Here is a 20,915-nt window from a genome sequence, read left to right on the forward strand (position 1 = left end):
ATATGTGAATCATAAAATTAATTTGAAGCAAGAGCTGTTTCTGTACCTAGAAGTGACTGTTTGGCCTGTTCCTGACTGGCAGCCGATAATGCAGGATTTGACGCTACAATGCGGTTCACTGTAACGTTATTTACTGCTGCAATAGCCGCTGTTCTCAAAATAATCGGGCGTTCAGTAGCTTTCATGGTATAGCGAATACCAGTACGAGGGCTGATCAGGGTAATGGTATCATTTTTTAATTCAGCCTGAGCCGTAGCTGTTCCTTGGGCAGCTTGTACTTGCGCAGGGGTAGCTTGACTTAATTGACCCGTTTCGGCAAAAGCTAGAGCAGGTAAAGCGAGCGTAGCAGCCACTAAAAGGTTGAGTACTTTTTTCATATTTTTCCAGTTTTTCAACTCATCATGAGCAAGTAAATAACATTTAAATGCAGCATCTGCAATCGAATACATAATATGTAACACCTTGTAAAAAAGCAGAACCGAAGTTCTGCTTTAAGCTTAACGTGCTAATATTTAGATTTTACCATGACACTGTTTATACTTCAGGCCTGAACCACACGGACAAGGAGCATTACGACTTGCTGGCGGAGTAATATTCCCCTGAGCTGGACGTGAACGCTCTGGTACAGAAGAAGTCTCTTCATGAGTTACTTCACCTGTTAGGCCATCTACTTCATCATGAGCGAAGTTTAACTGCATAGATTCCGCTTGTGCCTGTTGTTGTGCTTCCATTTCTGCCAGCTCTTCAGCAGTCGGCACATGTACACGTGACAGATCTGTTACCACGTCAGCTTTAATGGTACCCAACATATTTACAAACAGGTTAAAGGCTTCTTTCTTGTATTCCTGTTCAGGGTTTTTCTGGGCATAGCCACGTAAGTGAATACCTTGTCGCAGATAATCCATTGCCGCAAGATGCTCTTTCCAGTGACGGTCTAGTGAACTGAGCAGGAAATGACGTTCTAGCATTGCTGCTGACTCAGTACCCATCTGTTCACGGCGGGCCCGGTAACGGTTAATGACTTCATCCGTAATTCGTGCAACCAAACCTTCTTCATCCAGTCGGCGGTCTTCTTCCAGCCATTGCTGAATTGGCAGATCAATTCCTAAATCTGTACGCAATGCATTTTCTAGACCATCAATATCCCACTGATCATGAATCGATTCAGGGGGTACAAAATTACCGATCAGTCCCTGCATGACATCGCGATGCATCTCTTCAATATAATCTTGCAGACTATTCTCTGCGAGAATATCGTCACGCTGAGAATAAATAATCTTACGCTGCTCATTGTTAACATCATCATATTTGAGCAGATTTTTACGAATATCAAAGTTACGTGCTTCTACCTTGCGCTGCGCATTTTCAATAGAGCGCGATACCATTTTATGCTCAATTGCTTCATCTTCCTGCAACCCCATAGCACGCATCATTGCCACTACACGGTCACCTGCAAAGATACGCATCAGATCATCTTCTAGTGACAGATAAAAACGTGACACGCCCGGGTCACCCTGACGTCCGGCACGACCACGCAGCTGGTTATCAATACGGCGTGATTCGTGACGCTCGGAACCAATAATATGCAGGCCGCCGGCATTTAGTACCATTTCATGGTACTGGTCCCACTCTGCTTTGAGCCGTATTTCATCTTCTGCTGTCGGGTTTTCAAGTTTTGCCAGTTTAGCTTTCCAGTTACCACCAAGCAAAATGTCTGTACCACGGCCTGCCATATTGGTAGCAATGGTAACAGCATTTGGTGAACCCGCCTGCGCAATGATATCTGCTTCACGCTCATGCTGCTTAGCGTTTAGAACTTCGTGATGAATACCTGCCTGCGTTAATTTCTCAGACAGAATTTCACTGGCTTCAATGGTAGCGGTACCAATCAGAATTGGTGCTACACCAGCTTCACGAATATTTCGGATCTCTCCGATAATGGCATTATATTTACCATTACGATTCAGATAGATTAAATCGTTGAGATCTTTACGGATCATTGGGCGGTGAGTTGGAATAATCACCACATCCAGTCCATAAATTTCTTTCATCTCCGCAGCTTCAGTATCAGCTGTACCGGTCATACCGGAAAGTTTTTGATACAGACGGAAATAGTTCTGGAAAGTCGTGGTTGCCAGTGTCTGGTTTTCCGGCTGAATCTCCAAACCTTCTTTAGCTTCTACTGCCTGATGCAGACCTTCTGACCAGCGGCGTCCCGGCATGGTACGGCCAGTATTTTCATCAACAATAATTACTTCACCATCATTGATGATGTAATGTACATTTCGCTGATACAGGTAATGTGCACGGATCGCAGCAGTAATATGATGTACCAGGTTCAGGTTTGCTGCGGAGTAAAGGCTTTCACCTTCTGCCAGCAAGCCCATCTGGATCAGTTCCTGCTCTACCGTTTCATAACCAATTTCAGTCATCTCTACTGAGCGCTGTTTTTCATCGATCCAAAAATGACCGCCATCGGCCACTTTTTCTTCTTTTTGTGGACGCAGTTTTGGTGGAATCGTATTAATTGCTGCATAAAGCTGTGACGAGTCTTCACTCTGACCAGAAATAATCAGTGGTGTACGTGCTTCATCAATCAGAATTGAGTCAACTTCATCGATAATGGCATACACCAGACCACGCTGTTTTTTCTCTTGCAGCGAGAACACCATGTTGTCACGCAGATAGTCAAAGCCAAACTCGTTGTTGGTTCCGTAAGTAATATCAGCTTTATAAGCTTCAGATTTCTCTACCGGATTCTGCATCGAATAGATGACACCAATCGACAAGCCGAGAAACTCGAATAAAGGACGGTTTAACTCAGCATCACGCTGCGCCAGATAGTCATTGACAGTAATAACATGCACGCCCTGACTGCTGATGGCATTAAGATAACATGCCAGTGTTCCCATCAGGGTCTTACCCTCACCGGTACGCATCTCGGCAATCTTGCCTTCATGCAGGGTAATACCACCGATCAGCTGCACATCATAATGACGCATGCCCATTACACGCTTTGCAGCTTCACGACAGACAGCAAAAGCCTCTGGCAGAAGGTTATCTAACGTTTCACCCTTATTATAACGTTGTTTGAATTCTTGGGTTTTTGCAGATAAGTCTGCATCATTTAAGGTAGATATGGTCGGCTCGAGCGCATTGATCTTCTCGACAATTTTCTGCATCCGCTTGAGTTCGCGCTCATTTTTTGTACCGAAGATACCTCCGATCAGACTTGCCAACATGTAATAGACTCTCTAAATCTTGCTTGTCAAATGGTAATTTTTTCTCAGTCGTTATTATGATGCCAGAATTTACAAGTACAAGGGCTTTGCACAAAACCTGTAAAAAAAATTGTTGAATGGCTTTCATATCGCTGCACGAAAATGCTGCTAATTTAGCAAACTTACAACAGTTTCACCTAGCACAGAAAAGAGTTTTCCATCAGAATTACTGATGAAAATTAAAATATTCATATACAAAATTTTCATAAGAAAATATGTAAACAGTGGTTCTCAATACTAAAGATCTGTTCCATATTATATAAAGACTATACTTACCAATCAGAATTAGAGGCAATAATCATGACATTACGCCTAGGCGATACCGCACCAAATTTCCAGCAGCAGTCTAGTGAAGGAATTATTGATTTTTATGAATTTCTTGGAGATAGCTGGGGAATTCTGTTTTCACATCCTGCCGACTATACTCCGGTCTGTACCACTGAACTGGGCTATACTGCAAAGCTTAAAGACGAGTTTGAACGCCGCGGAGTGAAAGCGATTGCTTTATCTGTAGATGATGTGGAATCACATAAAGGCTGGATCAATGACATTAATGAGACCCAGAACACTACAGTAAATTTTCCGATTATTGCAGATCAGGATCGCAAGGTTTCTGAACTTTATGGTTTCCTGCATCCGAATGCCAGTGAAACTACAACTGTCCGCTCTCTGGTCATTATCGATCCGAATAAAAAAGTACGTTTGATTATTACCTATCCTGCATCTACTGGTCGTAATTTTAATGAAATCCTGCGCGTTGTAGATTCATTACAACTTACCGACAATCACAAAGTCGCCACTCCAGCAAACTGGCAACAAGGTGAAGATGTTGTGATTGTTCCATCTCTTCAGGATGAAACCGAACTGAAAGAACGTTTTCCAAAGGGTTATAAGGCGGTTAAACCTTATCTACGCTTAACTCCACAACCTGATAAAGACTAAATTTAATCTGTTTATATTCTCTTAGGCCTATCTCTTGCAGATAGGCTTTTTTGTTATAAATGGCTACTCCATTTAAAGAAGAGCAGGATGATAGAAAACAGATACATTCTCACAGGTCTATGCAGCAGCATTTTGATACTTAATGGATGCATGACTGCTCCTGCGCTGCCTGACCATCAGCGACCTGAGCACTGGGGCAACCAGCTTTCAGCAGCACATAATTTTTATCAGGTCAGTTCATGGGTCTACCGTAGCGAACAGCCCAGTTCCGGTTTATTACCTTTATTAAAACAGAAAAATATCAAGACTGTAATTAATCTGCGTACACACGACCGGGATAGCGGTATTTTAGAGGGAGAGAATATTCAAGTCATACATCTGCCCATTCGCACCTGGGCAATGAACCGTGAACAGTTGCTGGGAATTATGCGATATCTAAAGCAAGCTCAACACTCTGGACAGAAGGTACTGATTCATTGCTATCACGGCTCAGACCGTACTGGTGCCAGTATTGCAATGTACCGTATTGTATTTGAAAACTGGAGCACAGAGCAGGCTTTACTTGAAATGAAGCATGGGGGTTATGGTTACCATGTTATCTGGAAGAATATAGAGAGACTTTTTAGTATAGAAAATATTCAATGGACCCGGCAACAGCTGCAGAGTCCAGAACAAAAATAATGATAGGATTAGCGTTTATCGAGTGGCACCCAGTCAATAACCCAAGCAGATTTCATATTCAGGCTGGCATCATTAACAATTTTTTTACGGGCTTCATCTGCCGTGTCCCGGTCTTTAGCCGGTCCGACCATAATCCGGATTCCCTTAGAAGTTGGGCTACGGGTAACTTTATAGCCTTTAGCACGTAATTTGGAGACAATGGCATCTGCATTAGCTTCATTAGCTGCCAAAGCCACCTGGACCATCCACTGCCGGTCATCATCTCCTTCCTCTAGTAATTTACGAGCTTTTTCAGCTTCGGCTTTTTTCTTGGCCTCTTCCTGAGATTTTTTCCTTTCAGCTTCAGCTTTTAAGTTTTTTTCCTCGGCAGCTTTTTTCTCTGCTGCTTTACGTTTTTGCTCTTCTTGGGCCTTTTTCTCTGCCGCCGCTTTGCGTTCTGCCTCAGCCTTTTGTTTGGCCTCTAGCTCACTGCGCTTTTTTTCAACCACCTGACGCTCAGCTTCCTGCTTGCGCTGAGCTTCCTTCTTCTGAGCTTCTGACTGCTGTGCGTTCAGAGTATTCTGTGGTTTATTTTGTGTATTAGGTGCTGATTTAGCTTTCTCATCAACCAGTTCAGGTGGAATATTATCTGAACTTTCCTGATTTCCATTACGCAAGGCATTTAACGTTGCATATTCCTCAGCAGCTTTTCTTGCAGCCTCTGCTTCGGCCTGTTGTTGCATTTGTAAAAATTCTGCAGCACGTGCTTCCTGTTCGGCAACTGCTCTCTCACGCGCGCGACGTTGCTCCTCAAGCAGACGCTTTTCAGTTTCGACATCTACAGCTAAAGGTTGTAGCTGAACCAGATCTTGGTTAGCAGGATTTTTACGTTGTTGTTGTACTTGTTCAGTTGGGGGAACCTGAACATGTTTTTGGTCAATTTCTTCTTTACCCTTTAAGAGTAATGCTGCCAATAAAACACCACCACCTAATAAAACAACGCCTCCCATCCAGCGCTGTTTGCTATTCATTGACATTCTTCCAGATACTCCCAAACCGCTTCTAAGGTATGAAACGAACCGCAAACCAAAATCAGCTGGTGCTGTTGAGCTTCGGCCACTGCCGAGTGAAATGCTTCTTGCACACTGCTGAACTGTTTAACTGTCTCTTCCTGTAATGCAAAGCCAAGCTGCTCCAAAGAAGCTGCACGCGGTACGGTTAACGGGGCAATATTCCAACTTAAAACAGCAGGTTTGAGTATATCCACCACGGTTTCAATATCTTTATCTGCCAACATTGAAAAGACAGTTATAATTTCCGTGTATTGTTTATTGTATTCTAGAAATTTTCGCAATTGCTTTAACAAAAATTCTACACCATGAGGATTATGTCCTGCATCTAAAATTATAGTGCGGTCCTGCAATTTACGTATTTCAAAACGCCCCGACAGGCGAGCTTTTTGAATGCCCTGAGCAATAGCAGTTTGAGTAACATCAAGGCCACTCAGCAGAACTGCCGCAACAGCCAGCGCAATATTTTCCAGTGCCAGTGAGCCGACTGGCAATTTCACGGTCAGACCCGATGAAGCAAAAAACCAGTACTGTCCATCTTCACTATATTTAAAGAAATAATCCCGATTAGCGGTATATAGCGTTGCCTGTGAACTTTCGGCTTTTGTCTGGATGGCTTGAGGCAGAGTTTGTAAACCACCAAATACTACAGGAATTCCAGGACGGATAATCCCGGCCTTTTCATAGGCAATTTTTTCAATAGTATCACCTAACCAGTCAGTATGATCGAGTCCAATATTGGTAATGACAGCAATATCCGGATCAACCACATTAACCACATCGAGGCGTCCACCTAACCCGACTTCTAGTACCCAGACATCACATTGCTGCTGCTTAAAGATTACAAAAGCGGCCAGTGTAGTGGCTTCAAAAAAAGACAGGCTCAGTCCACATTCACGGCGGGCCTGATCTACAGCTACAAACGCATTGATCAGGGTCTGGTCATCAACTTCCTGACCAGCCAGTTTGACCCGTTCATTAAAACGGTAAATATGAGGAGATTGATATAAACCCACCTTATAACCCTGCGCGTTGAGAATTGCGGCCAGAGTGGTGGTGGTTGATCCCTTGCCATTGGTACCAGCGACAGTAAATATCTTGGCAACAGGTTGGGTGACTTCCAGTTTTTCAGCAACAGGGATGACCCGTTCAAGACCTAAATCAATCCCTGTAACGTGAACATGGCTCCAATAATCGAGCCATGTGTTTAATGTATCGGTTGCATGTGGAGCATTGTTCAAGGCAAGTTCATCAGTTTAGCTACAATGCGATATACAGTATCACGTAATGCATGACGGTGGACAATCTGATCGACTACACCATGATCAAGCAGGTATTCAGCACGCTGGAACGGCTCTTCAAGCTTTTCTCGAACAGTTTGCTCAATAACGCGTTTACCGGCAAAACCAATCATGGCTTTAGGCTCAGCAATATGTACATCGCCCAGCATAGCTAGAGATGCAGTAACACCACCATATACTGGATGAGTCAAGACCACAACATAAGGTAAACCGGCATCCTTAAGTCGCTGGATCGCTGCAGAAGTACGAGCCATCTGCATAAGAGACAACATCCCTTCTTGCATACGGGCACCACCTGAAGCTGCAAAACAGATCAGCGGCTGACGTTGTGCGATAGCTCGCTCAGCGGCCTGCACAAAGCGGTCGCCCACAACCGTACCCATGGAACCGCCCATAAAATCAAACTCAAAAGCACAAGCCACTAGCGGAAGATTTTTAAGCGTACCCTGCATGACAATCAGAGCTTCACTTTCACCGGTCTTATCCTGTGCTTCACGCATACGCTCCGGATAAGGACGACTGTCGACGAAATGTAATGGATCTTTAGCAGTAAATTCCTGGCCAAGTTCAGCTGTGACCTGATCCAGGAACCAAGTCAGGCGTTCGCGGGCTTTCATACGCAAATGTTCATCACATTGTGGACAAACATACGCATTAAAAGACATAGCCGTACGTGTAACCAGGGCATGACATTCCGGGCACTCAATAGTTGGCTCGGTAAAGGTGGCTTTTAAAGCCTGCTGTTCGTCAGGTACCTCAATACCCGGAACTGAACGTTCCGTCCATGGTGTTGGTGTACTAAGGATTTTCCCTGGTTTCACTTCTTGATTCATACTAATTCATCGAGCGCTGCTCGAAGCTCCTTGACTTTATTGACCGTTTGCTCAACGGCTTGTTCTGGGGCCAAAGTTGCAAAAGTTTTTACAAAAGCGCTTCCCACAATTACTGCATCTGCCACACTGCCCATTGCTTTTGCAGAAGCCGCATCGCTAATTCCAAAGCCTACTCCGACTGGAACATCGGTGGCTTTTTTGATTTTTTCGATACGTTCTGCAGCTGCAGTGACATCCAGACTGGCAGCTCCAGTTACACCTTTGAGCGAAACATAGTAAATAAAGCCACTAGCCTGTTTTACTACGTGCTGAATACGCTGGTCGGTTGAAGTCGGAGCAAGCAGGAAGATCTGATCCATCTCATGCTGTTTCAGGATCGTCACCAGACGATCAGATTCTTCAGGCGGCAAGTCGACTAGCAATATGCCATCTACACCACAAGCTTTGGCTGTTGAAACAAACTGCTCATAGCCAATTACTTCGACCGGATTCAGATAACCCATAAGTACGACCGGTGTTTCCTGATCTGTCTCACGGAATTCTTTTACCATATTCAGTGCATCTAGCGTATTGGTTCCGCCTGCCAGTGCCCGCTCTGCAGCCAAAGCAATGACTGGACCATCCGCCATTGGATCTGAAAATGGCAACCCAAGTTCAATCACGTCTACCCCTGCTTCCACCATACGATGTAACAGCGGGACTGTTACATGCGGTGCTGGATCACCAGCCATCACATAAGAAACCAAAGCTTTACGCTGTTGTGATTTAAGCTGCTCAAAACGGGTGGCTAAACGTGACATAGGGTTGTGCATTCCTTGAATCATTGAAAACTGAGAATTTGGTTTTGTAGAAATACAAGACGCTGCATTGTAACGCTATTTTTTACTCAATAGATAGAGCAAGCAAGCAGCGCATTGTGGCGATCTATTCCAGAACAACCCGAGGTCTACATTTATCAATATTTTCGTTTTTTTCTCAATGATCAAAGCTTCCTATTTTTGGGCTGTCTGAAATGAACTTAAATGAGTTAGACCTAATTTTTACAGCCTTTATTTTTTATATTTTGCAGTTTTCCTGCACGGTTGTTTAAATTTACTGAAATATTGAAACCTGCCTTATACTATAAGGGTTTTCTTATTCTCTCTTATACTTTATGACCTCCGACCTTTCTAGCAAGGTGCAGGCTCGCGTGCTTGCACTGCTTCCGCTTATTGTATTTTTGGCCATCTTTTTAGGCAGTGGTATTTACCATTCAATTATCGGAACCGAATTTGCCTTTTATCAAGTTAAAGCTCCTGTTGCAGCCCTCCCAGCGATTATTCTTGCATTGCTGATCTATCGCGGCCAGATTAATGAAGCTATTGAAGAATTTCTAAAAGGTGCCAGTCATCCGAACCTGATTCTCATGTTCATGGTGTTTATGTTTGCAGGAGCTTTTGCCAGTGTTTCCAGTACTATTGGCAGCGTAGATGCAACCGTACAGCTCGGACTTTCTATTATTCCGCCTTCTTTTGTTTTACCCATGCTGTTTATTATTTCAGCTTTTATCGCTACGGCGATGGGCACCTCAATGGGAACAATTGCTGCCTGTGCACCCATTGCTTTTGGATTTGCCCAAGTTACCGATATTGAAGTGGTTTACGCCATTGGTGCAGTGGTAGGTGGCGCAATGTTCGGTGATAACCTTTCAATGATTTCAGATACTACAATTGCCGCTACCCGTAGTCAGAATGTTGAATTGCGCGATAAGTTCCGGGTGAATGTCTGGATTGCCGTCCCCGCTTCGGTAATTACTTTGATGATCTATATTCTAACCACGCATGACTCCCAGACCATTGAGCATACTTCTTATAATTTATGGCTCATTTTACCGTATCTGGCTGTTTTCTTGCTGGCTTTTAGCCGTTTGCATGTTTTGGTTACTTTAGGTACAGGAATTTTGCTTTCAGGTCTTATCGGTTTGTTTGTACAGCCTGAATTTAATCTATTGAAGCTAAACACTGCAATATATGACGGTTTTGTCGGCATGTTTGAAGTTGCCTTGCTGTCTATGTTTTTAGGCGGTTTGTCTGCCATCATGCAAAAGGAAGGCGGACTGCAGTGGCTGATTGAGCGGATCTATAGCGTTACGCGTCTATTCAGGATTAGCCGTGAACGGGCCGGTGAACTGGGGGTCAGTTTTCTGGTAGTTTTCTCCAATCTGTTTGTGGCAAATAATACCGTAGCAATTATCCTTTCAGGTGACATGGCACGTGAAGTCAGCAAAGAATATGGACTTGATCCAAAACGTGTGGCTGCTCTAATGGATATTTTTTCTTGTGTTGTTCAGGGTCTGATTCCTTATGGAGCTCAATTGCTATTGGCCTGCTCCATTGCCAAACTGTCGCCTGTTGAGCTGCTTGGCCATATTTATTACTGCTGGGTCTTGGCAATTTTTGCCATCCTCTCCATCCTGTTCCGTTATCCACGCCTGAAAACAGTCTGAATCAGCCTATATTGTAAACAGTTATTATATAAATGGTCTCATTGCTGTGCTCTACGAAATGCCAGCAGTGTAGAGCCTCTCACCCGTTTATAGGCGCGTGCTAATGCTGACTGGTCCGAATAGCCCAGCTGCTCAGCAATCCGGTTTAGACTTTCATTTTGTACCAGTAATAGCTCACAGCGCTTCATCGTCTGCAGGTCTACAATTTCCTTAAAGGAAGTATCCTGCTTTTTTAAGGCGCGCTGCAGACTTCGCACAGATAGATGCAACTCGTCTGCAATCCATTCCAGTAAAGGTGCCCGTTGCTGCTGTTTCATATATTCACCTACAATCCAGTGAATTTGCTGGGTAAGATCCTGCGCTGTCGATTTAGAGGCCAGCGCTTCTTCTGCCTGCCTGACCAGCAACTGTATAAGGGTAGAATCTGCCTGATATGGCCGGCTATTTAAACTTTCCCGTGCAAAGGTAATAGCATAATAAGGCTGCTGGAACTTTAGCGTACACTGAAAAAACTTCTGGTAATTAAGAAAGGAAACTTTTGGAAAATGGACAAACTCCACAGCCTGTAAAAAAAGCTGCTGTTCAGGGATGATCTGACGGGCCAAATGTACCATTGCAGCTAGAGTCAGTTCGCATAATACCGTCATCTGCTCATCAACCAAAGGCCAATAGAGGCGGATTTTATTTTTATATTCGGTAATATGCAGAGGTAATACCTGCTCACTGTCAATCACTAAACGATGAAACCGCATCACGTATTGAATTGCCTGTGCCAAGGTAGCGCTATTGGAAGCCATATAGCCTAGTACACCGAAATTTGCCGGGCTAATACAGTAGGCCATATCGAGTACCAGATTCGGAAGGAGCCACTGTTGCCGGCTTACCTCAATCAAATCAAGAAAAAACTGCATGTCTGACTGGGTATCAATCGGCAGACTTAAAATATGCTCAAGCTGTTGCTGCTGTTCAGCAGATAAGTCCAGCTGGCGCCAGTTCAGGTTTTTGCTCTGCAAGCAGGTTTTCCATAAATGGAAATAACCATTTGATATTTTGAATACTGACATGTGCAGCTTAATCCATTAACTGTCCTGCTGTCGTAAAAAGTATAAAAATTGGCAAGAACTGTCAAAACAAAAGCGATAAAGCCCGACATACTGAGCAGTATAAATGGCTATATGAAGTAAAATAATATGAATGCAGTAGTCCAGTATCAAGCCCGTCCGGTGGTACGCTCTCACCTGAATTTCAAACTGAATGAGATACCACGTTTCTGGTTTGGCGGTGATCCGTTTATTACCCGTATGTTTGATGCATTAAGTCTGACCTTTCCTGATGGTGAGCGTTATTTTATTCAGAGTGTACGCCTGTTTCGTGATCAGATTACCGACCCTGAGCTGAAGAACCGGGTGGCTGATTTTATCCGTCAGGAAGCACAGCATGGAATTGCCCATGATCAGATGAACCAGCTCATGAAAGCACAGGGTATGCCCGTAGACCAGTTTATTCAGCGTTTAACCAGAATTTTCAAATTTGAACTCGAACAGCGTTCTCCTGAATATAATATTGCCATGACTGCTGCTGCCGAGCATCTCACCGCGTTAATGGCCGAGACTTTTTTTGCATACAAATCAACTTTAAAAGATGCGCATCCCTATGTCCGTGCTCTGTTTGCCTGGCATGCTATTGAAGAAATGGAACATCGTGATGTTGCATTTGATGTCATGCATGACATCGCCAATGTGCCAGAAATGACCCGTAAATTTACTTTAGCGTGGACTACCGGCCTGATGTTTGGTTTTACTCTTTATCGTGCCAACGTCATGTTAAGGCATGACGGCTTTTCTGCCTGGCAACGCTTGCAGATGAATGTTCGGGGTTTACCCTGGTTTTTTGGCCGTCACGGTACATTAACACGTATGGGCAAACAGTACCGGGACTGGTTTAAAAAAGACTTTCATCCCAGTCAGCATCCTATTATTGCGCAATATGATGTATGGATAAAAACACTAGAAGAAACGGGTGATCCGGTTCTGGCAGGAGAGGCTTTCTGGCAGGCAGCGCAAGACTGAAGCTATATATAAAAAATGGAAAGGCTGAGTCATCTTGGCCTTTTCATTTTTGAGTCACTATAAATAAGCGAACATTACCATTTTGCATAGTGCTGTTCTAATAAGCCATGTTCAAATAAAAGTTCTATGGTTTCATCCTGTTCAGTCCGGATTGTTCCACTTATTTTTGCCTGCCATTGGCTAAACTGGCTTCCTACCATTCGTAAGTTAATACTTTCATAACGACGCCAGCTGGTCTGGACCACCAGATTTAAACGCTGATCTAATGCGCGGATACTCCAGCTTTTGTCATCAATCGGTTCAAATAATACATCACTTAAAGCAAAAAGCTCACCATTAATCCAGAGCGAGTTTTCATTACCAAAACTTTCATTCACCCCAGAGGCCAGATTCAATCCAATCCGCCGTTTTTTAGCATCCCAGAAATTGCATGACAGCCAGTACCAGGCAGTTTCCGGTCTTAGAAAACCACAGGTGTCATCCAGTGAAGCAAAACTGGTTTCATTAAACTGAATGGTCTGTTTCTTTTTATTAACAAAATAACCTTCTACGGCCAAGGTGGTCAGTTTCTGGGTATAAGTCCACCCATTGATTCCATTTGGACTACACAAACTCAAGGGCTGGGTACCGGCACAAAACATTCGTGCACTTAATTTAATTTCGCCATGTCTGGTTATACGGATATAACGCACCCCATTGGCATGCTGGATTTCAATTGCAAAGGGTGATTTGTAGAAATGACTCTGATTGTAAAGTGGTTGTTCATCCAGATGGGTTCTATAGCCAAAAGGCTGAATTGCATTCCACTGCTGCACCTGCTCATTTGCATGATCATAAATATAGAAAAAAGCATGGCCGGCCCAGCCAATATCAACAATTGCCAGACCAATTGAATAATGTTCATGCTGAATACTACAGAATTTAAACTTTTTATATTTTAGCTTTTTACGCCAGCCTTGAAGGACATCCCCATAAGGTGTTTTGTACTCGTACTGATCAAGGCTGATACTACTCGGCAATTGAGAAAATCGCCCATAACGCGGCTGTCCATTTGCCTGAATCAAATCCATTTTATTTCCCCTGCTCCCAAACCTAAGCTATATCAGCTTATTCAAGCTTTTAAAAATTATAATCTGCCTACTAAGATCATTTTACTCTCTATATTTCCTTTTATTTTTTTGCTCATTTAAACAGCTTAAGGAGGCTCTTCCATAAATTTCAAAACAATATAGAAAAAACACTGTTCAAGTATTAAACAGTTGGGTTTAACAGTCAATTATGCTTTCCAGAAAATATCCAGAACTTCTTTTACCAATTTTTTGATTAAATGGTTAGATAGGTATTTTCCCAACAATTACCAAAAAAATTACCTTCTATCAATTGTATGTAACGGCCATAGACCTGATCAATGGCAATACAGTCATCAATATTTAATACGCGGTCTGTATGCTGTTTTTTCCAATGTCTGGCAAAATACTGCTTCCCCCGCTGTTTGACTATCATATGGTTCTGTGCTACGACCAGTACATAACGATGCAGTTCCCCAAATTCCTGTGCATCGTAACCGCCAAGGTTAATTAAATAGAGTTTCTGTTCAGAAGCCTGAGGCTGAGCTTGGGTAAAATGGATCTGATAATTCTTTTCTTCAAACGTTATACCATTGATTTTAGCCCATGCATCTATGTGCAGGCCTTTCTGTTCTCCAAACCACGACTGCTTGAGTTGAGGGTAAACTTCTTCAAGTGTATCCCCGACTGCCAGTACCACATCATGTACTTCAGTATTGGCACGTGCATGTCGTCCGCCAAGCATAACAATAAATAGACTAGGCATTGATACTCCTGTCAAAATATCTATAGATGAGCTGTATTGGCCATAATTTTATCCTGTCTTGATAAAATCGGGCCAACCAGAAAAAGATCTTATATTTTTAGTAATCAATCATTGAAATACCAAGTATATTAATAGCCACTCTACTAATAAATATTTTTAATATTCTAAAATTGATAAAAGCATTAATTGATCTGATAAATAAAAAAATCGTGCTGGAGTTTAATCCAGCACGAGCTATTTTAGGTGTATGAAAAGATGGAGAATTACATCTCAACCATTTCTACACCGTCAATACGGGCAACAGTCATCAGGTCTTTGTCACCACGTCCTGATACGGTTGCAATGATAATCTGGTCTTTTGACATGGTCGGTGCTAGCTTGGAAACGTAAGCCATAGCATGTGAGCTTTCCAGTGCAGGAATGATTCCTTCAATCTGGGTCAGATCACGAAAACCTTGTAAGGCTTCTGTATCATTGATGGGCACATAATTCACACGTTTCATGTCTTTTAGAAAACTGTGTTCCGGCCCTACTCCCGGATAATCCAGACCTGCCGAAATAGAATGGGTTTCAATAATCTGACCCTGTGCATCTGACATCAAATAAGTACGGTTACCATGCAATACACCGACATGACCAGCATTCAATGGTGCTGAATGTTTGCCTGTCTCGATACCGTGTCCTGCGGCCTCTACACCATACATCTGGACATTTTCATCATTTAAAAACGGATAAAATAGTCCCATAGCATTAGAGCCGCCTCCTACACAGGCAACCAGTGCATCGGGTAAACGTCCGGCCTGCTCCTGAATTTGACGACGGGCTTCACGGCCAATAATCGACTGAAAGTCACGAACCAGTTGTGGATATGGATGCGGACCCGCTACTGTACCAATCACATAATAAGTAGAATCGACATTGGTAACCCAGTCACGCATGGCTTCATTCATGGCATCTTTGAGTGTCTTAGAGCCACTTTCTACCGGTACTACAGTCGCGCCCAGCAAACGCATACGGTACACGTTCATGGCCTGTCGTTTAACGTCTTCTGCGCCCATATAAACGATACATTCCATTCCCAGACGTGCTGCAATCGTAGCGGTAGCTACTCCATGCTGACCGGCCCCAGTTTCTGCAATAATCCGTCTTTTACCGGAAAGCTTGGCAAGCAGAGCCTGTCCGATCGTGTTATTCACCTTATGAGAGCCCGTATGATTCAAGTCTTCACGTTTCAGATAAATCTGCGCACCACCTAATTCTTTCGACCATCGCTCAGCATAATATAAAGGACTAGGACGACCTACATAGTAGGCAAGATCACGGTCGAATTCTGCCAGAAACTGCTCATCATTTTTCATGCGGTTATATAGATTTTCTAAATCTTCTAAAGCCGCCATCAGCGTTTCTGACACAAAACGTCCGCCATGGATACCAAAATGCCCACGGGCATCCGGGTACCGGGTGTAGTCAATCACATTATTTTGCTGATCCACGTTGGACTCCTTGCATAAATCGTTCAATGAGTTGCTGGTCTTTAATACCTTTTGCGGACTCTACGCCTCCGCTGACATCTACCGCAAATGCTCCGGTAGTCTGAATAGCTTCTTCAATATTTTCAGGCGTTAAACCGCCTGCCAGGATTAAAGGTACATCGATTTTAGGAAATTTTGACCAGTCAAACTGGTGTCCTGTACCACCTTTAAGTACAGGATGCCAGGCATCCAGTAATACAGCACTTGCACCTGCCTGCTGATAATGACTGATCTGGGCCAATATATCCAGATCAGGTTTGACCTGAATTGCTTTATACCAGCGCCGTTTAGCCTGCTTTGCAATATTCTGGCACTGTTCAGGCGTTTCATCACCATGAAACTGAAGCACATCTAATGGAATGTCATGCAGTACCTGACAGACATCACTTGCAGTAGCATTAACAAATAGTCCAACAATCTGGACATAAGCAGGTATATGTTTTATCAGATTTTTAGCCTGTATGATATTGACATATCGGGGGCTTGGTGCATAAAACACCAGCCCGATAGCATCTGCACCCGCCTCTACAGCGGCCTGAATATCAGAAGTTTGGGTAATTCCACAAATTTTAGCACGGGTACGCATACAGTTCTGGCTCTTAGACTGCCTGGTTTATAGTTCATCTATAAATATGACGGGCCGTTCATTGTAATGCAATTTTTTTGGCTTGCGTAAAGTTCATCCTGAATATTCTTGATATGGATTGTTTAATTGACAGGCAAACTTTATACTGCGCGCGATTGCAACAAGTCTAGCTTAGAGCTTTAGGGAAGTTGGTGCAAATCCAACACTGCCCCCGCAACGGTAAAATGAACCGCATATTATTTGAGTTTTAACTTACGCCACTGCATAAAGTGTGGGAAGGCGAATATGCCAATATTGCAAAGCAATATTTATATTTGAGTCCGGAGACCTGCTTGTTGCGCCTGTCAACTCAATCATTCACGGGGGGTGAATGTATGGAGCATAAAGTCATGTCTATTTTATTTCAACCTACCCGTCTGGTAGGAGCTATCGCTATTGCGATGGGGTATTCTCCTGCCATTTTTGCTGAAGATACGATTATATCGGCTCAACTTGACCCAATTGTAGTGACTGCGTCAAAAAGTGCTGAAAAAGCGAGTGAAGTTCCCGCTCGAATTACGATTATTGAACCTGAGGTTCTTGAACAGTCACCCATCGCATCTTTACCACAATTATTACAGACAGATGCTGCTATCAATATGGTACAAAGCGGAGGTTATGGCCAACTTGCAGAGATTTATCTAAGAGGTACAGAATCCGACCATATTCTTGTATTACGAGATGGAATTCGGCTAAATAATGCATCTTCAGGAAGTGCAAGTCTTGCATTTATTGATACAACAGATATTCAGCAGATTGAAGTACTAAAAGGACCAGCCTCTGTTTTATACGGTACTGATGCAATTGGTGGTGTTATTCAACTTGTATCAAAAATACCAGAAAAAAATAGTGCCTTTATAACAGGTGAAGTTGGGGAAAATAAAACTTATAAAGGAGTTATTGGTGCCGATTTATATGAGGAAGGTTTTTACGCTCAAATTCGTGGACAACGTTTAGAATCTGATGCAACTAAAGTAACTAACCAAAAAACTGATACGACTGACACTGCATCCTTTGATCAAAAAGGTTTTAGTACAAAGATTGGAGTTAAGCAGAAAGATTACGGTATTTCTGTTGACTATAGTCATAATGAAGGTTCAAGTCTTTATGATGCGTACACATTTAATGGCGCATTACTAAAACAAGACTTCGAAAATGAAATTATTAATTTACGCAGTCGTTTAAATGTAGCAGATAACTTCGAATTAAATACTCGTTTATCTCAATTTAAAGATGAAGTTAATCAAAAAGATTCTGCTGACTTTGTTCATAGTAAAACTCAAGAACTAGAATTATATAGTAAATGGAATTTTTTACCGCAACAAATACTTTTAACTGGCGTTACCCACCGCTCACTGGACGGAGATATTCTCTCCTATGGAACGCCTTATAATGAGAATGTCGACTCTACAGGATACTATCTACAACATCAATTTAATGGTAGTAAATTAAATACTCAAGTTGGTGTTCGTATAGAAGATAATGAAAAATACGGCTCGCATACTGTTGGTCAGCTTGCTGCACGTTACCAAATTCTAGATAAAACAAGTATCTATACTAATATTGGCACTGCTTTCAAATCACCAACGCTTAATGAACTCTTTAACTCATTTAATGGCAACCCAAATTTAAAACCAGAAGAAAGTACATCTTATGAAATTGGTATAGATCAAAATCTACCATTAGGTTTTAAAACAGGTTTATCTGCTTATTATACTGAAGTTGAAGACCTTATAGGTTCAGTGAACTTCGGTAAATTAACCAATATTAATAAAGCAACTTACCAAGGCGGTGAATTTTATATTGGTTGGCAGAAAGAAGATCTATTTGCAAAAGCAACTTATAGCTATGTCAAACCTGAGAACGAAGAGACTCATCAGGATTTAAATCGCCGTCCTCGTCAAGGTTTGACCCTAACAACAGGTCTGCAAAATGAAATTTACGGCATCAGTGCTTCGCTCGTTGCAAAATCAAAATCGAAAGACTGGAATAGCAACTACCACAATCCAGGATATGCAACAGTAGATGTTAATGCCTACTGGAATATGAATCCAAATATTAAACTGTTTACCAATATTCAAAATATTGGAGATGTCGATTATAAAACAGCTTATCAAGACCAAGGCTACTATTATGTAAATGGCGGCCGCCTCGCCTCAGCCGGTGTTACATTCCGTTATTAATATTTGAACTCTAAAAAATATATTTAAAACAGCGCAGTTTATGGATAATGTTCTGACCGGCATTATCCTTTTTTATTGCTTTCAGTTTAAGGAAAACTTATGGGCCACCGTTTAAGTAAAATTTATACCCGTACAGGCGACTCAGGTACTACCGGCCTTGGAGATGGCTCACGCGTCGCCAAGGATGATCTGCGTATAGACGCTTTAGGGGATGTGGATGAATTGAATGCATGTATAGGCGTCTTACGTGCACAAATTGCAGTGAGTACAATCAAAGACAAAAGCTGCTGGGATAAATCTCTGAGTTTAATTCAACACTGGCTGTTCGACTTAGGGGGTGAAGTCTGTATTCCAAATTTCAACCTGCTACAACAAGTTTCAGTGGAATTTCTTGAAAAGGAAATTGACCGGATGAATGAAGATCTACCGATGTTAAAGGACTTTATCTTACCGGCAGGCACTTTAGCCTGTAGTTATGCCCATCAGGCACGTGCTGTTTGCCGTCGTGCCGAGCGCACCCTGATGTCTGTACATAGCCGTGACCAGAATATCCAACCAACGTCCTTACAACTTCTGAACCGTTTATCGGACTGGTTGTTCGTGGCTTCACGTGCCTTGCAACGGGCTGAGGGTGGCAATGAGGTTCTGTGGCAAAAAAATATAAATGACACAATTTAGGTTTATAATATTCAGTTAAGTTCAAAACTCGTTCGAGTTGTTTCATGAAAATTATTGGCCATCGTGGTGCCCGTGGTGAAGCTCCTGAAAATACACTAGGGGGCTTCCAGTATTTACGTGATTTGGGAGTCCGTGCTGTCGAGTTTGATGTACGGCAGCTCAAGGATAACTGTCTTACTGTTATTCATGATGATAACTTTCTGAGAACTGCAGGCTTGCCTCACCCCCTGTATGAATGTGTTGAAAGTGATCTGGTACGTTATGACCACCGGCATCAGTGGGCCAACTGGCCTAAAACGGAAAACACGCCAAAATTACAGCAGGTGCTTAGTCTGGTAAATGACTTTGAGCATATTGAAGTTGAGATTAAACCGGTTACTACACTTCCAGAAGCAGAAAAACTGACACTGAGCCTAGAACAACAGCTACAGGGTCTGGAGCAACAGGTTACTATCACCAGCTTTGATGAAAAAGTCTTAAGTAGCTTGCAGCAGCAACGCAGCAGATTTAAACGCGGCCTTCTGGTAGAAGATGATATTAAAAGCAAGGCAATCGAAAAAGCCCATCATTTAGGCTGCTCGCATATTGGCTGGATGGACCAGTTGGCTACTCCTGAAATGATTCAACTGTCTCATTTAGCTCAACTGAATATTAGTGTTTGGACAGTCAACAGTATTGAGCGGGCAAAAGCCCTGCGTGATGCAGGTGTACAAGGTCTTATTACCGACATTCCCAAAACCATGCAGAGCCAGCTTTAAACCAGTCGACTAGTTTTTCTCGGCCTGAATCAGAATCTGGCCAGCCCGGTCCTGCAAATACAGCTGCTTATTATTCAGCTGGAAACGGCTGATCCGCTCTAAAGCATCAGCCAGATCAGCTTCCTGTGCCAGTGCCTGATCACAACTCTGATGTCCTGCCTTAATAGTCAAGTTCAGGGTTTTCTGGGCCGTATTAATGTCATAACGCCCAAAGACAGTATTACACCCTGTATGTCCGGTCACGGTTCTTGATACAGAGTTTAAACGGATAAAAGGTACCTGATTGAAAAATTTGGCTGGCTGGCTTTTAATTTTGACAATACGCCAATTTACATCCTGAACACCGTCACGGCTGAGCTGCTTAGATGACGCTTGAGTCACTACTTTCTGTTTTGAGACTGTGCGGGATTCTAGAGAAGTGGAAGGTTGTGATGACTGGCAGCCTGCAAGCCCAATCAAGAACATTAAACTGCCTGTAAACACGCTAAGCCTTAGATTCAAAAAGGTATATTTTTTAAACGCTTTATCAGTATATTTCTTCATATTGTACTCTGCTACTTACGCGTGAAAAACAAACATTCATTCTGTTACGGTTTAAGGTGTACAAGCGTACAATAATGCTAGTGAACAGCTGTACTCACATGTTAAGATGCGGGTCTTATGGC

19 protein-coding genes and 1 riboswitch are annotated in these 20,915 nt (G+C 42.8%); of the genes, 7 read left to right on the forward strand and 12 right to left on the reverse strand.

Annotated elements, in window-relative coordinates:
• Positions 1-17 precede the first annotated feature (17 nt).
• Together ACRAD_RS12010 and secA are read right to left on the reverse strand one after the other, a co-directional pair.
• Positions 18-377, reverse strand: a complete 360-nt coding sequence (locus ACRAD_RS12010) for a hypothetical protein (RefSeq protein ID WP_026444185.1) — start codon at positions 375-377, stop codon at positions 18-20.
• A gap of 135 nt (positions 378-512) precedes the next feature.
• Positions 513-3,242, reverse strand: a complete 2,730-nt coding sequence (secA, locus tag ACRAD_RS12015; RefSeq protein ID WP_005018545.1) for a preprotein translocase subunit SecA — start codon at positions 3,240-3,242, stop codon at positions 513-515.
• 339 nt (positions 3,243-3,581) lie between these two features.
• Between secA and ACRAD_RS12020 the strand changes: the two genes are divergently transcribed.
• A complete protein-coding gene (locus ACRAD_RS12020) occupies positions 3,582-4,223 on the forward strand; it encodes a peroxiredoxin (protein ID WP_005018543.1) in 642 nt (213 codons plus the stop codon).
• A 150-nt stretch (positions 4,224-4,373) separates the two neighbouring features.
• Positions 4,374-4,904 (forward strand): phosphatase domain-containing putative toxin, encoded by a 531-nt coding sequence (locus ACRAD_RS12025; protein WP_005021377.1) that lies wholly within the window; start codon positions 4,374-4,376, stop codon positions 4,902-4,904.
• Positions 4,905-4,912: 8 nt separating this feature from the next.
• Here ACRAD_RS12025 and ACRAD_RS12030 read toward each other — a convergent pair whose 3' ends face one another.
• From ACRAD_RS12030 to trpA, 4 genes are read right to left on the reverse strand one after another with little or no spacing between them, the layout of a single operon-like run.
• Positions 4,913-5,920, reverse strand: a complete 1,008-nt coding sequence (locus tag ACRAD_RS12030) for an SPOR domain-containing protein (RefSeq protein WP_005404783.1) — start codon at positions 5,918-5,920, stop codon at positions 4,913-4,915.
• A complete protein-coding gene (gene folC / locus ACRAD_RS12035; protein WP_005021375.1) occupies positions 5,911-7,194 on the reverse strand; it encodes a bifunctional tetrahydrofolate synthase/dihydrofolate synthase in 1,284 nt (427 codons plus the stop codon). The genes ACRAD_RS12030 and folC overlap by 10 nt, the downstream gene beginning before the upstream one ends.
• Complete coding sequence (gene accD, locus ACRAD_RS12040) at positions 7,191-8,087, reverse strand: acetyl-CoA carboxylase, carboxyltransferase subunit beta (RefSeq protein WP_005018522.1); 897 nt, start codon at positions 8,085-8,087, stop codon at positions 7,191-7,193. Before accD ends, folC begins: the two co-directional genes overlap by 4 nt.
• Positions 8,084-8,887, reverse strand: coding sequence for a tryptophan synthase subunit alpha (gene trpA / locus ACRAD_RS12045; RefSeq protein ID WP_005021373.1), 804 nt, complete (start codon positions 8,885-8,887; stop codon positions 8,084-8,086). The genes accD and trpA overlap by 4 nt, the downstream gene beginning before the upstream one ends.
• A gap of 353 nt (positions 8,888-9,240) precedes the next feature.
• On the opposite strand from trpA, the gene ACRAD_RS12050 reads away from it, so the two are divergent.
• Entirely contained in the window at positions 9,241-10,572 is a 1,332-nt protein-coding gene (locus tag ACRAD_RS12050) for a Na+/H+ antiporter NhaC family protein (RefSeq protein WP_005021370.1), read from the forward strand.
• Positions 10,573-10,610: 38 nt separating this feature from the next.
• On the opposite strand, the gene ACRAD_RS12055 is transcribed toward ACRAD_RS12050, so the two are convergent.
• On the reverse strand, positions 10,611-11,636 hold the full coding sequence (locus tag ACRAD_RS12055) for an AraC family transcriptional regulator (protein ID WP_010700225.1): 1,026 nt from the start codon (positions 11,634-11,636) through the stop codon (positions 10,611-10,613).
• 126 nt (positions 11,637-11,762) lie between these two features.
• Between ACRAD_RS12055 and ACRAD_RS12060 the strand changes: the two genes are divergently transcribed.
• Positions 11,763-12,641 (forward strand): metal-dependent hydrolase, encoded by an 879-nt coding sequence (locus ACRAD_RS12060; protein ID WP_005018518.1) that lies wholly within the window; start codon positions 11,763-11,765, stop codon positions 12,639-12,641.
• Positions 12,642-12,715: 74 nt separating this feature from the next.
• On the opposite strand, the gene ACRAD_RS12065 is transcribed toward ACRAD_RS12060, so the two are convergent.
• The 4 genes from ACRAD_RS12065 to ACRAD_RS12080 form a co-directional block, all read right to left on the reverse strand.
• Positions 12,716-13,711, reverse strand: coding sequence for a DUF2804 domain-containing protein (locus ACRAD_RS12065; protein ID WP_005021365.1), 996 nt, complete (start codon positions 13,709-13,711; stop codon positions 12,716-12,718).
• Positions 13,712-13,964: 253 nt separating this feature from the next.
• Positions 13,965-14,474, reverse strand: coding sequence for a DUF1543 domain-containing protein (locus tag ACRAD_RS12070; protein ID WP_005021363.1), 510 nt, complete (start codon positions 14,472-14,474; stop codon positions 13,965-13,967).
• Positions 14,475-14,737: 263 nt separating this feature from the next.
• On the reverse strand, positions 14,738-15,967 hold the full coding sequence (gene trpB / locus ACRAD_RS12075; protein WP_005018505.1) for a tryptophan synthase subunit beta: 1,230 nt from the start codon (positions 15,965-15,967) through the stop codon (positions 14,738-14,740).
• The gene (locus ACRAD_RS12080; RefSeq protein WP_005021360.1) at positions 15,951-16,592 is read right to left on the reverse strand and encodes a phosphoribosylanthranilate isomerase; all 642 of its coding nucleotides are present in this window, start codon (positions 16,590-16,592) and stop codon (positions 15,951-15,953) included. Before ACRAD_RS12080 ends, trpB begins: the two co-directional genes overlap by 17 nt.
• 145 nt (positions 16,593-16,737) lie before the next feature.
• Positions 16,738-16,942, forward strand: a riboswitch (cobalamin riboswitch).
• 39 nt (positions 16,943-16,981) lie between these two features.
• Here ACRAD_RS12080 and ACRAD_RS12085 point away from each other — a divergent pair.
• The 3 genes from ACRAD_RS12085 to ACRAD_RS12095 all read left to right on the forward strand — a co-directional run bounded on the left by ACRAD_RS12085 (position 16,982) and on the right by ACRAD_RS12095 (position 20,250).
• Positions 16,982-18,814, forward strand: coding sequence for a TonB-dependent receptor plug domain-containing protein (locus tag ACRAD_RS12085; RefSeq protein WP_005021359.1), 1,833 nt, complete (start codon positions 16,982-16,984; stop codon positions 18,812-18,814).
• Positions 18,815-18,913: 99 nt separating this feature from the next.
• Positions 18,914-19,492 carry a cob(I)yrinic acid a,c-diamide adenosyltransferase gene (locus tag ACRAD_RS12090; protein ID WP_005021357.1) on the forward strand — a complete coding sequence of 193 codons (579 nt, stop codon included), beginning with the start codon at positions 18,914-18,916 and terminating at the stop codon, positions 19,490-19,492.
• 44 nt (positions 19,493-19,536) lie between these two features.
• Positions 19,537-20,250: a glycerophosphodiester phosphodiesterase gene (locus tag ACRAD_RS12095; RefSeq protein ID WP_005018491.1), complete on the forward strand. Its 714-nt coding sequence runs from the start codon at positions 19,537-19,539 to the stop codon at positions 20,248-20,250.
• 9 nt (positions 20,251-20,259) lie between these two features.
• Here ACRAD_RS12095 and ACRAD_RS12100 read toward each other — a convergent pair whose 3' ends face one another.
• Positions 20,260-20,793, reverse strand: a complete 534-nt coding sequence (locus ACRAD_RS12100) for an META domain-containing protein (protein ID WP_005021355.1) — start codon at positions 20,791-20,793, stop codon at positions 20,260-20,262.
• Positions 20,794-20,915 lie beyond the last annotated feature (122 nt).

Origin of the sequence: Acinetobacter radioresistens DSM 6976 = NBRC 102413 = CIP 103788, assembly GCF_006757745.1 — a bacterium.
In the GTDB taxonomy this organism is placed as follows: Bacteria; Pseudomonadota; Gammaproteobacteria; order Pseudomonadales; family Moraxellaceae; genus Acinetobacter; species Acinetobacter radioresistens.

What these genes read in the sequence shown, in the direction of transcription:
- ACRAD_RS12010 (WP_026444185.1), bottom strand. Translation starts at nt 377, where the DNA reads ATGAAAAAAGTACTCAACCTTTTAGTGGCTGCTACGCTCGCTTTACCT.
- secA (WP_005018545.1), bottom strand. Translation starts at nt 3,242, where the DNA reads ATGTTGGCAAGTCTGATCGGAGGTATCTTCGGTACAAAAAATGAGCGC.
- ACRAD_RS12020 (WP_005018543.1), top strand. Translation starts at nt 3,582, where the DNA reads ATGACATTACGCCTAGGCGATACCGCACCAAATTTCCAGCAGCAGTCT.
- ACRAD_RS12025 (WP_005021377.1), top strand. Translation starts at nt 4,374, where the DNA reads ATGACTGCTCCTGCGCTGCCTGACCATCAGCGACCTGAGCACTGGGGC.
- ACRAD_RS12030 (WP_005404783.1), bottom strand. Translation starts at nt 5,920, where the DNA reads ATGTCAATGAATAGCAAACAGCGCTGGATGGGAGGCGTTGTTTTATTA.
- accD (WP_005018522.1), bottom strand. Translation starts at nt 8,087, where the DNA reads ATGAATCAAGAAGTGAAACCAGGGAAAATCCTTAGTACACCAACACCA.
- trpA (WP_005021373.1), bottom strand. Translation starts at nt 8,887, where the DNA reads ATGTCACGTTTAGCCACCCGTTTTGAGCAGCTTAAATCACAACAGCGT.
- ACRAD_RS12050 (WP_005021370.1), top strand. Translation starts at nt 9,241, where the DNA reads ATGACCTCCGACCTTTCTAGCAAGGTGCAGGCTCGCGTGCTTGCACTG.
- ACRAD_RS12055 (WP_010700225.1), bottom strand. Translation starts at nt 11,636, where the DNA reads ATGTCAGTATTCAAAATATCAAATGGTTATTTCCATTTATGGAAAACC.
- ACRAD_RS12060 (WP_005018518.1), top strand. Translation starts at nt 11,763, where the DNA reads ATGAATGCAGTAGTCCAGTATCAAGCCCGTCCGGTGGTACGCTCTCAC.
- ACRAD_RS12065 (WP_005021365.1), bottom strand. Translation starts at nt 13,711, where the DNA reads ATGGATTTGATTCAGGCAAATGGACAGCCGCGTTATGGGCGATTTTCT.
- ACRAD_RS12070 (WP_005021363.1), bottom strand. Translation starts at nt 14,474, where the DNA reads ATGCCTAGTCTATTTATTGTTATGCTTGGCGGACGACATGCACGTGCC.
- ACRAD_RS12080 (WP_005021360.1), bottom strand. Translation starts at nt 16,592, where the DNA reads ATGCGTACCCGTGCTAAAATTTGTGGAATTACCCAAACTTCTGATATT.
- ACRAD_RS12085 (WP_005021359.1), top strand. Translation starts at nt 16,982, where the DNA reads ATGTCTATTTTATTTCAACCTACCCGTCTGGTAGGAGCTATCGCTATT.
- ACRAD_RS12090 (WP_005021357.1), top strand. Translation starts at nt 18,914, where the DNA reads ATGGGCCACCGTTTAAGTAAAATTTATACCCGTACAGGCGACTCAGGT.
- ACRAD_RS12095 (WP_005018491.1), top strand. Translation starts at nt 19,537, where the DNA reads ATGAAAATTATTGGCCATCGTGGTGCCCGTGGTGAAGCTCCTGAAAAT.
- ACRAD_RS12100 (WP_005021355.1), bottom strand. Translation starts at nt 20,793, where the DNA reads ATGAAGAAATATACTGATAAAGCGTTTAAAAAATATACCTTTTTGAAT.